This is a genomic window from Streptomyces acidiscabies, from assembly GCF_020010905.1.
In the GTDB taxonomy this organism is placed as follows: domain Bacteria; phylum Actinomycetota; class Actinomycetes; order Streptomycetales; family Streptomycetaceae; genus Streptomyces; species Streptomyces acidiscabies.
In genome coordinates this window covers 5,158,322-5,171,682 of the sequence record NZ_JAGJBY010000001.1, presented here as the reverse complement: position 1 = coordinate 5,171,682, position 13,361 = coordinate 5,158,322, and the positions used below count along the sequence as shown (strand labels likewise).

The window sequence follows — 13,361 nt, the reverse complement described above, 5'->3', positions numbered from 1 at the left end:
GGCGAACGCTTTCCTCGTACCGGTTTCCGAAAGCAGTGAAACGTACACCGGGCGCCTGCGCCTGCGTAAACGCGGCCGGCGGGCCGGCGGCGCTAGGCGCACGTCTCCTCCATGCGGGTGAGCGCGTCGTCGAAGTGTCCGGGGAGCGCGTCGAGCCCGGGGACGCCGGTGTCGGCCAGGAAAGTCACGCGCAGGTGCCCCCGGTGCACGGTCCAGGCCACGAAGAGGGGCTGTCCCGGCACGGAGGGCGGGACGAGGAACGCGGCGTGGGCGCGGCGCCCCTGCCACGCCGGCTCGGTGCGCAGCCGTACGTCGGCGAGGGCGAGGGGGACGCGGCGGGGGTCGATGGTGCGGCTGAGGCCGAGGCGGGCGCACCAGTAGGGCAGGTGGTCGAAGAGGACGGTGTGCCGGCCGGCGAGTTCGGCGAGCCGTTCGGGGGACGCCTCGGTGCGCAGGGCCGCCAACTGCGCGGCGGGCGACGGCTCGTGGCACGGAAGCGGGAGGACGGCGACGGCTCCCCGGTTGCCGAGCAGCCTGTGGGGGTCGTCGGCGGCGCGGACGCTGACGGCGAAGGTCGCCCCGAGCGGCGCGGAGGCGGCGTGCCAGGTGTCGGGGTGCCAGGCGCGCAGGGCGCCGGTGAGGGCGGCGAGCGTGATGTGGCTGAGTCCGGCGCGGGTGGCGCGGACGACGGTGTGCAGGCGGCGTACGTCGTAGGTGCCGAGGGCGGCGCGGCGGGCGGCGCCCGTCATGTGCTCGGCGGGCGGCCAGGGTGCCGGGCGGCGGCGGGGTGCGGGGAGCAGGTCCTTGAGGAGCGCGGCGCTTTTCGCGGAGCCGGTGATCGTGCCGGTGCCCCGGTGGGCCGTACTCGGTCCGAAGAGCCGGTCGACGGTCTCGGCCACGGCCCGGCCGTCCTGGAAGGCGTGGTGGGCGCGGTAGGCGAGGGCGAAGCCGTCGCCCGTGGCGGGGGTGCAGATCCACAGGCCCCACAGGGGTCGGCCGGGGTCGAGCGGCAGGTCGAGGACGGCGTTCAGGGCGGGCGCGGGGTCTTCGAGGACGTCGCCGGGGACGGTGAGGGTGTGGATGTGGGCGCGGGGGTCGTAGCCGGAGTCCGGAATCCAGTGGCGTCGTTCGGGGTCGGCCTTGAAGGTGAGTTCGGGCAGGCGGCCCCGGATGTGGTCGGCGAGTTGTTCCGGGGTGGGCGGTGGGCCGGGGAAGGTGAGGAGGGCGCCGAGGTGGAGGCGCGGGTCGGGGCCGTGGGCGGCGATCTCCAGGATCAGGCGGTCCCGGGTGGACAGGGGCAGGGTCATGGGGCGCGGTCCTAGGCGGGGGCGAGGACGAGGACGGCGTTGTGTCCGCCGAACCCGGCGGAGACGGAGAGCGCCGCGCGGGCCGTGTGGGGGCGCGGGGCGGTCGGCAGGTCCAGGTCGATGTCGGGTGAGGGGCGGTCGAGGTTGGTGTTGGGCGGGAGCAGGCCGTGGCCGAGGGCGAGCGCGGTGAGGGCCGCCTCGACGGTTCCGGCCGCGCCGAACAGGTGGCCGGTGACGCCCTTGGTGGAGGAGACGGGCGGCCGGTGCGGCAGCAGCCGGGCCAGGGCCTGCGCCTCGACGGTGTCGCCGAGGGGGGTGCCGGTGGCGTGGGCGTTGACGTACCCGATGTCGGCGGCGGTGATCCCGGCGTCGGTGAGGGCCGCACGGACGGCGGTCGCGATGCCGTGTCCGTCGGCGCGGGGGCGTACGGCGTTGTGGGCGTCGCTGGAGGAGCCGTGGCCCAGGAGCCGGGCGTGGACGCGGGCGCCCCGGGCGGCGGCGTGGTCGACGCGTTCGAGGACGAGGGCGCCGGCCCCCTCGGCGGCGACGAACCCGTCCCGGCCGGCGTCGAAGGGCCTGCTGGCGGCGGCCGGGTCTTCGCAGCGGTGCGAGAGGGCGCCGATCCGGTCGAACCCGGCGAGGTGGAAGGGCGTCAGGATGGCCTCGGCGCCGACGACCACGGCGGTGTCGCAGCGCCCCAGGCGCAGCAGGTCGGCGGCGAGGCCGAGCGCGCTCGCGCCGGACGCGCAGGCGGTGTTGACCGTCGTACTGGGGCCGCCCGCGCCGAGCGTGATGGAGAGTTGCGCGGCGATCGAGTTGGGCAGGGAGGAGGGGACGGCGAACGGCGACACCCGGTCCGCGCCTGCCGTGCGCAGCGTCTCGTGGTGGCTGTCGTAGGCGGTGACGCAGCCGGCGCCGGTGCCGACGAGGACGGCGGTGCGGTCGGGGTCGAGGGTGAACTCGGGGGTCTGGAGGGCGGTATGGCTCGGGGCGGCGCTCAACCCGGCGTCCGGGATGGCGATATGGCCCGGGGCCGCGCTCAACCCCGCACCCCGGACGGCAATATGCCCCGAGGCGGCGCTCAACCCCGCATCCCGAACCGCCTCGACAACCGCAAGGTGCGCGAACTGCGCGCTGCGGTCGAGCCGTCGGAAGCGTGCGGCACCCAGCCGCTCCGGCGCGAAAGGGGGAGCCGGACAGGTGAGGTACTCACGCCCGTCGACCTGTGTGAGCGTCGCGGCCGACAGCCCTTTCAGGACCCGTTCCCAGGTCGCGTCCGTCCCGTCCCCGGCCGGGGTGAACAGGCCGATGCCGGTGATCGCGAGGGCACTCACCGGGCCGCCTTCGCCGCACCGGCGAGCGCCAGCAGGTCCCCGATGGTCACGGTCTCCTGAAGCTCCCCGTCGGACACCTCCAGCCCATGCCCCTCGCGCAGCACCTCCGCGAGTTCGGCGAGCCCCAGCGAATCGAGCCCCACCTCTTCCCGGAGGGTGTCCTCATGAAGCTCGGCATCCGTGCCGAGGGCGGCGAGAACGGTCTTGAGTTCGTCGAGAGTCATGCGGTCACGTGGCTTTCTGTACGAGGGGTGAGGGTGACCCGGGAGTCCGTGAGGGTCAGCGAGAACGCGGCCACCGGCTTCGGCGGCACGGCGGCGCTCGCGCGCAGTTCCCAGCGGGCGGCGACGGAGGCGAGCACGATGGCCATCTCGGTCCAGGCGAAGGACTCGCCCAGGCACCCGTGCGCACCGAGCCCGAAGGGCAGGAAGGCGGGGCAGGCCCCTTCCGCGAAGGCGGCCCAGCGGTCGGGCCGGAACGCGGCGGGCTCGGGGAAGTGCCGGGGATCCCGCTGGAGGGCGTAGTAGGAGAACATCACCATCGTCCCGGCGGGAACGGCGATCCCGTCGCCGAGCAGGGTGTCCCGGGTGGCGGTACGGGAGATGAGGTAACCCGGCGGGTAGAGCCGCAGAACCTCGGTGAGAATCCGCCGGGTCAGCGGCAGATGGGGCAGATCGGCGGCGGTCGCCGGACGCCCCGCCAGCCTGCCGTCCACCTCCGCGTGGAGCGCGGCGCGGACCTCGGGATGGGCGGACAGTTCGTGGACGGCCCAGGTCAGGGTGCGGGAGACGGACTCGACGGCCGCGATGAGGAACGTCATGATCTCGTCGTGCACCTGCTGGTCCGGCAGCGGCTCCCCGGTGTCCGGGTCCCGGGCGGCCAGCAGGGCGCCGAGCAGATCGTCCTCGGGCGCGTCCCGGCGGCGGGCGACGAGGGACGTGACGAGCGCGGTCAGGTCCGACATCCCGCGCCGGAAACGCCGGTTGAGCGGCAGCGGGAGCCGGGCGAGGAGCCCGGTGGGGTCGGTGCCGTGGGTGCCGGCCCAGGCCATCAGGTCGGGCAGCGCGGCGACGACCAGGTCGAGTTCGCGTCCGGTGACGCCCGCACCGAGCAGGCAGCGGACGACGGTCTCGGTGGCGAGGTGGGTGAACTCCCGGTCCACGTCGAGCTGTTGGCCCGGCCGCCAGCGGGCGAGGCGCTGCTCGGTGAGGGCGCTCATGGCGTCGGCGTACCCGGGCATCCGGGACTGGGCGAGCACCGGCAGCATGATCTTGCGCTGCCGCCGGTGGAAGGGTCCGTCGGTGGCGAGGAGGCCGTTGCCGATGATGCGTTTCATCACCCGGAAGTGCGGGCTGAGGCCGAAGTCCCCGGCCCGCCGGGTGAGGAGTTCGCGCACGGGCCGGTGGTCGTTCAGCACGAGCACCCGCTGGCGTCCGAGCCGGATCCAGACCGCCGGCCCGTGGTCGCGCAGCTCTTCGAGGTACCCGAGGCGGTCGCGCAGCAGCCACGGCGCGTGCCCGGCCAGCGGCAGCCCGCCGGGAGCGGGAGAAACGTTCATGTCGGTCACCGTTCGAGGGCGTGGCCGAGGCCGAGCAGCACGCACACGTCGGCGAGCGCCGGGGTGTCGTACAGCAGGGGCCGGGGCCCGGCCTGGTCGGGTACGGAGGTGAAGCCGCCGTCGGGGCGCTGGCGGGCCACGAGGAAGTCGACGGCCCGGCCCAGGGCAGCTGAACGATTCGGCAGGTGGGCCAGCGCGATCGCCGCGTAGGCGGTGCTGATGGGGTCGCTCGGGTCCGCCTCGCGGTGCCCGAACCCGCCGTCGGCACGCTGTCCGGCGGTGAGGTGGCCGAGCGTCGAGCGGCGCAGCGCGTCGGCTCCCGCCCCGGTGCCGGGGTCTGCCGCGCGGCAGGCGAGGACGGTCCGGAAGGCCGCGTTGGTGGTGTTGCGGCTCCAGCTGCTCTCGGGCGGCAGGGTGAGCCGGTCGGGGTGGGCGAGGTGGTGCAGGGCGCCGGTGACGGCGTGGCGGCAACGGGGGCTGGGGGCCAGGGCGTTGACGGCGGCGGCGGTCATGGCCCGCTCGGAGGCGACGCCGTGGGCGAAGGTGGGGAACCCGCCGTCGTCGTTGCGCTGGGCGAGGAGGAAGTCCTCGGCCCGGCGGACGGTGCGCGCGTGCCGGGTGGGGGCGGTGGCGCGGAGGAACTCCAGGCAGTACGCGGTGTCGTCGGTGTCGCTCTGCCGTACGCCCCGGGTGAAGCCGAAGCCGCCGTCGTCGTGCTGGAGGGCGGCGAGCGCGTCGGCGGCGCCGGGGAGCGCGGGGTGGCGGGCCTGTCCGGCGGCGATGAGGGCGAGTCCGGCGAGGGCGGTGGTGAAGACGTCCATGCCGGTGATGAAGGGCAGTCCGCCGTCGGGGCGCAGGTGGCGCAGGGTGTCTTCGGTGCCGCGTACGGCTGCCGCGCGCCGGGTGGGGTGGTGGCGCAGGGCGAGGAGCGCGAGGAGGCGGGCGAGGTGGTTGCCCTCCCAGATCCGTCCGCCGTGGACGGTCTCTTCGAGGGTGGCCCACTCGGTGTCGCCGACCTGGTCGGGGCGTTTCCGGCCGTGGGCGGCGATCGCCTTGAGGGCGGTCATCTGGCGGACCAGCCAGGACTGTTCACCGGGGGCCGCGTACGCCTCCCAGGGAATCCGAGGGTAGGGGGCGGCGCCGAGGGCGGCGAGCAGAGTGTGGAACATGAGGCGTTTGCGGCCGGCCGTGAAGTGGGCGAAGCGGTCCAGTTCGGCGTCCGCCGCGTGGGCCGCCGTGACGCCGTCGTCCAGGGCGGCGCGGGCGACGGCGGTCTGGAGGGGGTCGGGCGGGGCGGTGTCCAGAGTGTGCTTGAGGTAGCGGGCGAGGCGGTCGTGGGCGGGGTGGCCGGGGAGGAGGTCCGCGACGAGGGCCAGCAGGAGGGCGGATTCCAGGACGCGGCTCTCGACGGGGGCGGGGAGTAATCCGTCGGCGCCGAAGAGGTTCCCGACCCGCAGGGCGAGGCGGTCACGGCAGCGGCGCTGCCGCGTGGTCGCGGGCAGGGGGGAGAGGGCGGCCGGGATGCCGGCGGTGATCATGTGTTCCTTCGGTCGGGGCCGGCTGTCACGAGCCCGGCGATACGTTCCAGCGCCGCGAGCCCCGTGGGGTTGAAGGGCTGCGGGGGCCGGGTGAGCAGGTCGGTGAGCGGTATCAGCGCGTGCCAGGCGATCTCCCCCTCCAGGGCGGCGAGTTGAGCGTCGGCGGGCAGGCGCCCGTGGTGGACGGCGAGCCAGCAGGGCCCGTCGGGCGAGTCGTGCCGTTCACGCCACACCTCGTACGGGTCGGCGGTGACCGCGAACTCCTCGGCCAGCTCCCGTACGGCGGCGGCGAGGTAGCTCTCCCCGGCGCGCACCGAGCCGCCCACGAGGACGTCGTGGTGGCCGGGCAGGATCCGGGCCGTGGCGGGGCGCCGGTAGACGAGGACGCGGCCGTGGCCGTCGTCCACGACGGTGGCCGCGATCCGGTGCAGCAGGCCGTCGGGCGCGAGGTGTCCGCGCGTCCCGGTGGCGAGGGGGCGGTCCGCGCCGTCGACCAGGTCAACTAGCTCACGGGCAACAGGATTTGTCACTCGGCGTATCGAATAGGATGCGTTGAGTAATGTCAAAGGCGGCCCCCGGAGCGTCCCGTGTCCGACAGCACTCTCATCGACCTCCTCCGCTCCGCGCAGCGCGCCGGGCCGGTGACCGGCCTCGAACTCGACGGGCAGCAGGTCGTGCTGGTCACCGGCGCCGAGCAGGTCCGCGCGCTGCTCGTGGACGGGTCGGCGCGGTTCACCAAGCGCTCGCACCGGGCGCGCGCCCTGCTCGGCGACGGCCTGATCTCCGCCTCGGGCGAGCCGTGGAAGCGCCAACGCCGCCGCCTCCAGGGCTACTTCACCGGCGTGGGGCTGCGCGCGTGCGCCCCGCACATCCGGGCTGCGGCCCGGCGGACGGCCGCCAGGTGGGCGGACCTGGCGGCCCGGGACGACGCGACCACGGACGTCGGCGAGGACATGCGGTTCTTCGCCCTGGACGCGATCTGGCGCGTCCTGACCGGCCGGGAACTCGACGAGGCGACCTCCCGCAGACTGGCCACGATCGACGACGTGGTCGCCGCCCTCCCGACCATGGGCACCGACCCGGACACGGACGCCCAACTCGCCCAGCAACTCGCCGGTATCGAGGAGGTCGCCCGCGAGGTCATCGCGGCGGCCCGCGAGACCCCCGGCGCCGCCCGGGGCATCCTGCACGACCTCCTCGACCCCGCCCTCGCCGACGCGTCCGGCCCCTACCCCGAGGACCTGGTCCGCGACGAACTGGTCACCCTGGTCGTCGCCGGGTACGAGACCACGGCGACCGCCCTGACCTGGCTGCACCTCCTCCTGGACGCCCACCCGCAGTGGCGCGCCTGGGCGCTGGCCGGCGGCGCGCCGGGCACCCCGCAGCGCCACCGTGCCCTCCAGGCGCTGATCTCGGAGACGCTGCGCCTGTACCCGCCGGTGTGGCTCCTCCCCCGGCACGCGGAGACGGGCGGCCCGCTCGGTGCGTACGCCGTCGAGCCCGGCACCCGCGTCCTGGCCTGCCCGTACCTCACCCAGCGCGACGCGGACCGCGTCCCCGATCCGGACGCCTTCGACCCGACGCGTTTCACGGGCGGCGAGCGGCCCGCGCACGACACGCACCTCCCGTTCGGGCTGGGCCCCCGGGTCTGTCTGGGCCGGCAGTTCGCGCTGCTGGAGATGGAGACGCTGCTGGCGGCGCTCCTCCCCCATCACGTCCCTGACTTCGGGGTTCCTGTCTCCGGCGCCGTCTTCGCGGCCACCCTCCGTCCGCGCGGTCCCCTCACGGCGGTGATCCGCTCGGCCGATACTGACAGGATCTTTACGCGCACTGACGGTTAAGGTTCGTGTCCATGCGGGCCGCATCGATCAGCCGGGACACCCGCTCCGCCTTACGGGCCGGAGCGGTGCTGGCGCTTGCGCTGATCACGCTCCTGCACGTCCTGTGCTGCGCCCACGGCCCCACGGCGGCCGAGCCGTTACGCACGGACACCCTCACCGTCGCGTCGTCCGTCGCGTGCGATCCCCACCGCACCGGCCACGGACCCCACGGCTCCTCGCACTGCGTGGACGCGGACGAACCGACCGTCCAGCCGACCCGCGACCACCCGACCGGCCCGCTCGCCCCGGTCACGGCCGTACCCGCCGTCCTCCACCCGGTGGCGACCCCCCTCCCGCACCTCTCCGGCGCGCCTCCCCCGCCCCTCCCGCCCGGCAACGACCGGGCCCGGCTCGGCGTGTGGCGGACCTGATCGGACCGGCGTCCGATCACGATCCGTCTCTTCCCCCGACCCACGGCCGGCAGTGCCCGGCCGCAGGAGAAGCACGCCATGACACATACCCCCCACGCTCCGGTGTCCCAGTTGCTGGCCGACGCCAAGCACCCCCTCAACACGCCCGCCGGACTGGTCGGCGACACGCCCGTCCTGTGGATCGGCGAGCCCTTCACGGCCGCCGGACGCGGCTTCTGGGCCAAGCTGGAGGGCCACAACCCCGGCGGCATCAAGGACCGCACCGCCCTGTACATGGTCCGCGCGGCCCGCGAACGCGGCCAGCTGCGGCCCGGCGCCCGCATCGTCGAGTCGACGTCAGGCACCCTCGGCCTCGGCCTGGTCCTGGCCGGCGCGACGTACGGCCACCCCGTCACCGTCGTCACCGACCCCGGCATGGAACCCCTCATGACCGGGCTCCTCACGGCGTACGGCGCCGAGGTCGACCTCGTCACCACCCCGCACCCGGAGGGCGGCTGGCAGGAGGCGCGGCGGCGCCGGGTCGAGGAGCACCTCGCGCGGGACCCGGAAGCCTGGTGCCCCGACCAGTACAACAACCCCGACAACGTGGCCGCGTACGCCCCGCTCGCCACCGAACTCGTCGCCCAGCTCGGCCGGATCGACACGCTGGTCGTCTCCGTCGGCACCGGCGGGCACTCCGCCGGGATCGCGTCCGTGCTGCGCGGCTGGTTCCCGCGCCTGAAGGTCGTCGGCGTCGACACGACCGGTTCGACGATCTTCGGGCAGCCCGCCGGGACGCGGCTGATGCGGGGGCTCGGCTCCAGCATCTACCCGCGCAACGTGGCGTACGACCTGTTCGACGAGGTCCACTGGGTCGCCGCCCCCGAGTCGGTGTGGGCGGCCCGCCACCTCGCCCGCAGCCACTACGCCACCGGCGGCTGGAGCGTCGGCGCGGTCGCGCTGGTCGCGCGCTGGCTGGCGCGGACGCTGCCCGCCGAGAACCGGATCGCCGCCGTCTTCCCGGACGGGCCGCAGCGGTACGTCGGGACGGTGTTCGACGACGAGTACTGCCGGAGCCACGACCTGATCGGGCGTTTGCCCGCCGACGACCCGGACGAGATCGCCGCGAGCCACGAGCGGACGGTCACCCGCTGGACCCGCTGCACGCACGTCGTCGACCCCCTCGCGGTGACCGGGGCGACCCGGTGAGGGGTCTGTGGCGGCAGACCCGCTCCTTCCCGCCGGCCGTCCGGCTGTTGATGGTCAACCAGTTCGCGATCAATCTCGCGTTCTACATGCTCATGCCCTACCTCGCCGCGCATCTCTCGGACGGGCTCGGGCTCGCCGCCTGGGCCGTCGGGCTGGTCCTCGGGGTGCGGAACTTCTCGCAGCAGGGGATGTTCCTGATCGGCGGGACGATCGCCGACCGGTTCGGGTACAAGGCGCCGATCATGGCGGGGTGTCTGCTGCGGACCGTCGGGTTCGGGCTGCTCGGCTGGGTGGACAGCCTGCCCGCGCTGATCGCCGCGTCGGCCGCGACCGGGTTCGCGGGGGCACTGTTCAACCCGGCGGTGCGCGCGTATCTCGCCGCCGAGTCGGGTGAGCGGCGCGTGGACGCGTTCGCGACGTTCAACGTGTACTACCAGGCGGGGATGTTGCTCGGTCCGCTGGTCGGACTCGCGCTGCTGGCCGCCGACTTCAAGCTGGTGTGTGCTCTCGCGGCGGCTATTTTCGCGGGGTTGAGCCTGCTCCAGTGGCGGGCGCTGCCCGTCCGTCGCGGGGTCGCTTCCCAGAGCGGCGAAAGTGTGCTCGCGCAGTGGCGGACGGTCGTCGCCAACCGGCCGTTCCTGCTGTTCTCCGCCGCGATGATCGGCTCGTACGTGCTGACGTTCCAGGTGTATCTGGCGTTGCCGCTCGCCGCCGAGGACGCGCTCGGGGAGCGGGGGACGGCGGTCACCAGCGGGCTGTTCGTGGTGTCCGCCGCCGTCGCCGTGGTGGGCCAACTGCGGCTCACCGGCTGGGCGAAGGGGCGGTGGCGTCCCGACGAGGCGCTCGTGCGGGGGCTCGCGGCGATGGGGGTGGCGTTCCTGCCGCTGGCGCTGCTCCCGCGCGGGTCGTCGTACGCCGTGCTCGTCGGGCTGGTGCTGGCCGTGGTGCTGCTCGCGGTGGGGTCGGCGGTCGTCTACCCCTTCGAGATGGACACGGTCGTCGCGCTCTCCGGGGAGCGGCTCGTGGCCACGCACTACGGGCTGTACAACACCGTCTCCGGGCTGGGCATCACCCTCGGCAACCTCGTCACGGGGGCGCTGTGGGACTTCGCCCGGCGGCACGACGCCCTGTGGCTGACGTGGGTGACGCTCACCGTGACGGGTCTGGCGTGCGCGGCCTCGGTCGCCGCGCTGGCCCGGGGCGGGCGGCTGCTGAAACCGGTCACGGTGTGACGCGGTAGAGCGCCGTCAGCAGCTCCACCACCTGCTGGGTGGCGGGATGCGGGTCGTCCCGCCACCAGGCGAGGCGTACGGCGATCGGCTCGGCGTCGCGTACCGGGGGGTACGCGACGCCGGGTCTCGGGTACTGGTGGGCCGTGGACTCGGCGGTCATGCCGATGCTGCGGCCCCCGGCGATCGCGGTCAGCCAGTCGTCGACGTCGTGCGTCTCCTCCACCGCCGGGCGCGCGCCGGGCGGCCACAGGTCCGGGGTCGTCGTCCCGGTCCTGCGGTCCACCACCAGCGTGTGTCCGGCTGCGGCGAGGTCCGCGAGGCGTACGGCGTCGTACGAGGCGAGGGGGTCGTCGGCGGGTACGGCGGCAACGCGGCGCTCCAGGCCGACGATCACCGAGTCGAGGCGGCGGTCCGTCAACGGGCGGCGTACGACGGCCAGTTCGCAGGTGCCCTCGGCGAGGCCGCCGGTCGCGGAGTTGTGGCGGATCAGGTGCAGGTCCGTGGCCGGGTGGGTCTCGGCCCAGCGGCGCTGGAAGAGCGGTGTGCACCTGCCGAGCGCCGACCAGGCGTAGCCGATACGCAGGCCGGCGTGGCCGGAGGCCGCCTCGTGGACCAGGGCGTCGACCTCGGCGAGGACGCGGCGGGCGTGCGCGAGGGCGCGGGTGCCCGCTGCCGTCGGGGTGACCTCGCGCGACGTACGCCTCAACAGCCGTACGCCCAGCGCCCGTTCGAGGGAGGCGAGGGCTCGGGAGACCGCTGCCTGGGAGACGCCTAGGGTGATCGCGGCGTCGGTGAAGGTGCCCTCGTCGACGATGGCGACGAGGCAGCGCAGGTGCCGTAGCTCCACATCCATGCGTGCAGCGTATAGATCTCGCGGTGGACGCATTGTGCGTATCCGGGCAGGCCAACGAGGCTTGTGTCATGTCCGTCACCAAGGATCGGTCCTTCGTCGCCGGGGTCGCCACGATGGTCGGGAGCGGTCTGTCGAATCAGACCGGTGCCGCGATCGGGTCCCTCGCGTTTCCCGTCATCGGCCCGGTGGGGGTCGTCGCGGTCCGGCAGTACGTCGCGGCGGCCGTCCTCGGTGCCGTCGCGCGGCCGGGGCTGCGGAGTCTGACCTGGTTCCAGTGGCGGCCCGTTCTCGCGCTCGCCGTGGTGTTCGGGACGATGAACCTCTCCCTCTACACCGCCATCGACCGCGTCGGCCTCGGGCTCGCGGTGACGCTGGAGTTCCTCGGCCCCCTCGCCATCGCCCTCGCGGGGGCGCGGCGGCGGATCGACGCGGGGTGCGCGGTCGTCGCGGCGGCGGGGGCGGTGACGCTGATGCGGCCCCGGCCGTCGACGGACTACCTCGGCATCGGGCTCGGGGTGCTCGCCGCGTGCTGCTGGGCCTCGTACATCCTGCTCAACCGGGCCGTCGGGGAACGGGTCCCCGGCGCCCGGGGGTCGGCCGCCGCCGCATTGGTCTCCGCCGTGCTGTTCCTGCCGGTCGGGGTGGTCGTCGCGCTGCGGCAGCCGCCGACGGTGAGCGCGCTGGGGTGCGCGGTCGCCGCCGGGGTGCTGTCCTCCGCCGTGCCCTATCTCGCCGACCTGATCACCCTGCGGCGGGTGCCCGCGCAGGCGTTCGGCCTGTTCATGAGCGTCAATCCGCTGCTCGCGGCCGTCGTGGGCCGGGTGGGGCTCGGGCAGCGGCTCGGGTGGCCGGAGTGGGCGGCCATCGGCGCCGTCGTGGGCGCCAACGCCGTCAGCATGATGACGCGGTCCGGCGCCGCCGCCACACCAGCGTCACGCCCAGCACGGTCAGCACCACGAGGGCCAGCGCGGGCCCGCCGAGGGTGAGCAGCCGTACGAGGGACTCCGCAGCCGCGTAGCCGACCCCGGCCTCGGCACCCGCCCACACGCACGCGGCGACCGCGCTGTACGGAGCGATCCGGCGGTACGGGAGGCCGGTCGCGCCCGCGAGGTACGGGGTGATCGTACGGAGCACCGGGAGGAACCGGCACAGGAGTACGGCCCTGCCGCCGAAGCGGGTCATCAGGGACTCGGCGCGGCGGCGGGCGGTCTGCGGGACGTTGCTCATCCGGGGGCCGAGGAAACGGCCCGTGCGGTGGGCGAGGAAGTCGCCGGTGACGACCGCGCCGGCCGCGACGGCGATGACGACGGGGAGGCTGAGGTGGCCGGTGCGGGACAGGGCACCGGCCGTCAGCATCAGGGTGAGGGTGGGGACGAACGCGCCGATCACCAGGACCGATTCGGCGAGGACGGCCAGGGCGAGCAGGGGGTAGGCCAGGGAGGGGGCGAGGTCGAGGTTCACCGCAGCGTCCCGTCCGTGCCCAGCGGGCTCCTGAGGTGCCACGCGTACGCCGGGGGCAGGTTCGCCCATACCGTCCAGCGGCCCACCGCGTACCGGCGCTGGTAGGCCGCCATCACCTCGTCCACCTCCGCGTGGCGGCGGGCCTCCGCGCGGGAGGCCGTGAGGGTGCGGACCCTGCGGGTGCCCAGGTAGGCGAAGTACGTCAACGTGCCGCCGGGGTGCAGGAGTTCGAGGAGGCGGGCCATGATCTTCTCGACGTCCCCCGGGGCGAAGTTGGTCAGGGGGAGGCCGGAGACGATGACGTCGTAGCGGGCGTCGGTGGCCAGGTCCTCGACGCGCTGCTCGTGGACGGTCGCCCGGGAGGCGAGGTCGCGGAGGCGGGCGGCGAAGCGGGGGTTGGCCTCGACGATGTCCAGGGTGCTGCCGCGCGGGAGGTCGGGGAGCAGGACCCGGGTCACCGCTCCGGTGCCCGCGCCGACCTCCAGGACCGCGAGGGGGCTCGGCGCCTGGGCGCGGACCGGTTCGGTCAGGGCGCGGGCGAGGGCCTTGCCGCTGGGGGCGATCGCTCCGGTGGTGCGCAGGTCGCGGGCCGCTTCACGGAGGAAGGCCCAGCGGTCGTGGTCGTTCATGGAATCGACG

General features: G+C 74.6%; 14 protein-coding genes. 5 read left to right on the top strand and 9 right to left on the bottom strand.

What is annotated here, in order from left to right; all coding sequences use genetic code 11:
• Positions 1 to 92: 92 nt before the first annotated feature.
• The 6 genes from J8M50_RS23445 to J8M50_RS23420 are packed head-to-tail and all read right to left on the bottom strand — an operon-like array spanning position 93 to position 6,267.
• Complete coding sequence (locus tag J8M50_RS23445; protein WP_075661971.1) at positions 93 to 1,307, bottom strand: wax ester/triacylglycerol synthase domain-containing protein; 1,215 nt, start codon at positions 1,305 to 1,307, stop codon at positions 93 to 95.
• Positions 1,308 to 1,318: 11 nt separating this feature from the next.
• On the bottom strand, positions 1,319 to 2,641 hold the full coding sequence (locus tag J8M50_RS23440) for a beta-ketoacyl-[acyl-carrier-protein] synthase family protein (protein ID WP_010355799.1): 1,323 nt from the start codon (positions 2,639 to 2,641) through the stop codon (positions 1,319 to 1,321).
• Complete coding sequence (locus J8M50_RS23435; protein WP_010355797.1) at positions 2,638 to 2,865, bottom strand: acyl carrier protein; 228 nt, start codon at positions 2,863 to 2,865, stop codon at positions 2,638 to 2,640. Before J8M50_RS23435 ends, J8M50_RS23440 begins: the two co-directional genes overlap by 4 nt.
• A complete protein-coding gene (locus tag J8M50_RS23430; RefSeq protein ID WP_040837158.1) occupies positions 2,862 to 4,199 on the bottom strand; it encodes a cytochrome P450 in 1,338 nt (445 codons plus the stop codon). The genes J8M50_RS23435 and J8M50_RS23430 overlap by 4 nt, the downstream gene beginning before the upstream one ends.
• Before the next feature lie 5 nt (positions 4,200 to 4,204).
• The gene (locus tag J8M50_RS23425) at positions 4,205 to 5,737 is read right to left on the bottom strand and encodes a drimenyl diphosphate synthase (RefSeq protein WP_010355795.1); all 1,533 of its coding nucleotides are present in this window, start codon (positions 5,735 to 5,737) and stop codon (positions 4,205 to 4,207) included.
• Complete coding sequence (locus J8M50_RS23420; protein WP_050987289.1) at positions 5,734 to 6,267, bottom strand: NUDIX domain-containing protein; 534 nt, start codon at positions 6,265 to 6,267, stop codon at positions 5,734 to 5,736. Before J8M50_RS23420 ends, J8M50_RS23425 begins: the two co-directional genes overlap by 4 nt.
• Positions 6,268 to 6,324: 57 nt before the next feature.
• Here J8M50_RS23420 and J8M50_RS23415 point away from each other — a divergent pair, with 57 nt between their 5' ends.
• The 4 genes from J8M50_RS23415 to J8M50_RS23400 all read left to right on the top strand — a co-directional run bounded on the left by J8M50_RS23415 (position 6,325) and on the right by J8M50_RS23400 (position 10,408).
• Complete coding sequence (locus J8M50_RS23415; protein ID WP_010355793.1) at positions 6,325 to 7,578, top strand: cytochrome P450; 1,254 nt, start codon at positions 6,325 to 6,327, stop codon at positions 7,576 to 7,578.
• 11 nt (positions 7,579 to 7,589) lie between these two features.
• Positions 7,590 to 7,988, top strand: a complete 399-nt coding sequence (locus J8M50_RS23410) for a hypothetical protein (protein WP_010355792.1) — start codon at positions 7,590 to 7,592, stop codon at positions 7,986 to 7,988.
• A gap of 78 nt (positions 7,989 to 8,066) precedes the next feature.
• Positions 8,067 to 9,176 (top strand): PLP-dependent cysteine synthase family protein, encoded by a 1,110-nt coding sequence (locus J8M50_RS23405; protein ID WP_010355791.1) that lies wholly within the window; start codon positions 8,067 to 8,069, stop codon positions 9,174 to 9,176.
• Entirely contained in the window at positions 9,173 to 10,408 is a 1,236-nt protein-coding gene (locus J8M50_RS23400; RefSeq protein WP_010355790.1) for an MFS transporter, read from the top strand. Before J8M50_RS23405 ends, J8M50_RS23400 begins: the two co-directional genes overlap by 4 nt.
• Here J8M50_RS23400 and J8M50_RS23395 read toward each other — a convergent pair.
• Positions 10,398 to 11,261, bottom strand: a complete 864-nt coding sequence (locus tag J8M50_RS23395; RefSeq protein WP_223786251.1) for a LysR family transcriptional regulator — start codon at positions 11,259 to 11,261, stop codon at positions 10,398 to 10,400. The genes J8M50_RS23400 and J8M50_RS23395 overlap by 11 nt on opposite strands.
• A gap of 68 nt (positions 11,262 to 11,329) precedes the next feature.
• On the opposite strand from J8M50_RS23395, the gene J8M50_RS23390 reads away from it, so the two are divergent.
• A complete protein-coding gene (locus tag J8M50_RS23390; protein ID WP_010355788.1) occupies positions 11,330 to 12,247 on the top strand; it encodes an EamA family transporter in 918 nt (305 codons plus the stop codon).
• On the opposite strand, the gene J8M50_RS23385 is transcribed toward J8M50_RS23390, so the two are convergent.
• Positions 12,153 to 12,722 (bottom strand): DedA family protein, encoded by a 570-nt coding sequence (locus tag J8M50_RS23385; RefSeq protein ID WP_010355787.1) that lies wholly within the window; start codon positions 12,720 to 12,722, stop codon positions 12,153 to 12,155. The genes J8M50_RS23390 and J8M50_RS23385 overlap by 95 nt on opposite strands.
• Positions 12,719 to 13,351, bottom strand: coding sequence for a class I SAM-dependent methyltransferase (locus tag J8M50_RS23380; RefSeq protein WP_010355786.1), 633 nt, complete (start codon positions 13,349 to 13,351; stop codon positions 12,719 to 12,721). Before J8M50_RS23380 ends, J8M50_RS23385 begins: the two co-directional genes overlap by 4 nt.
• Positions 13,352 to 13,361 lie beyond the last annotated feature (10 nt).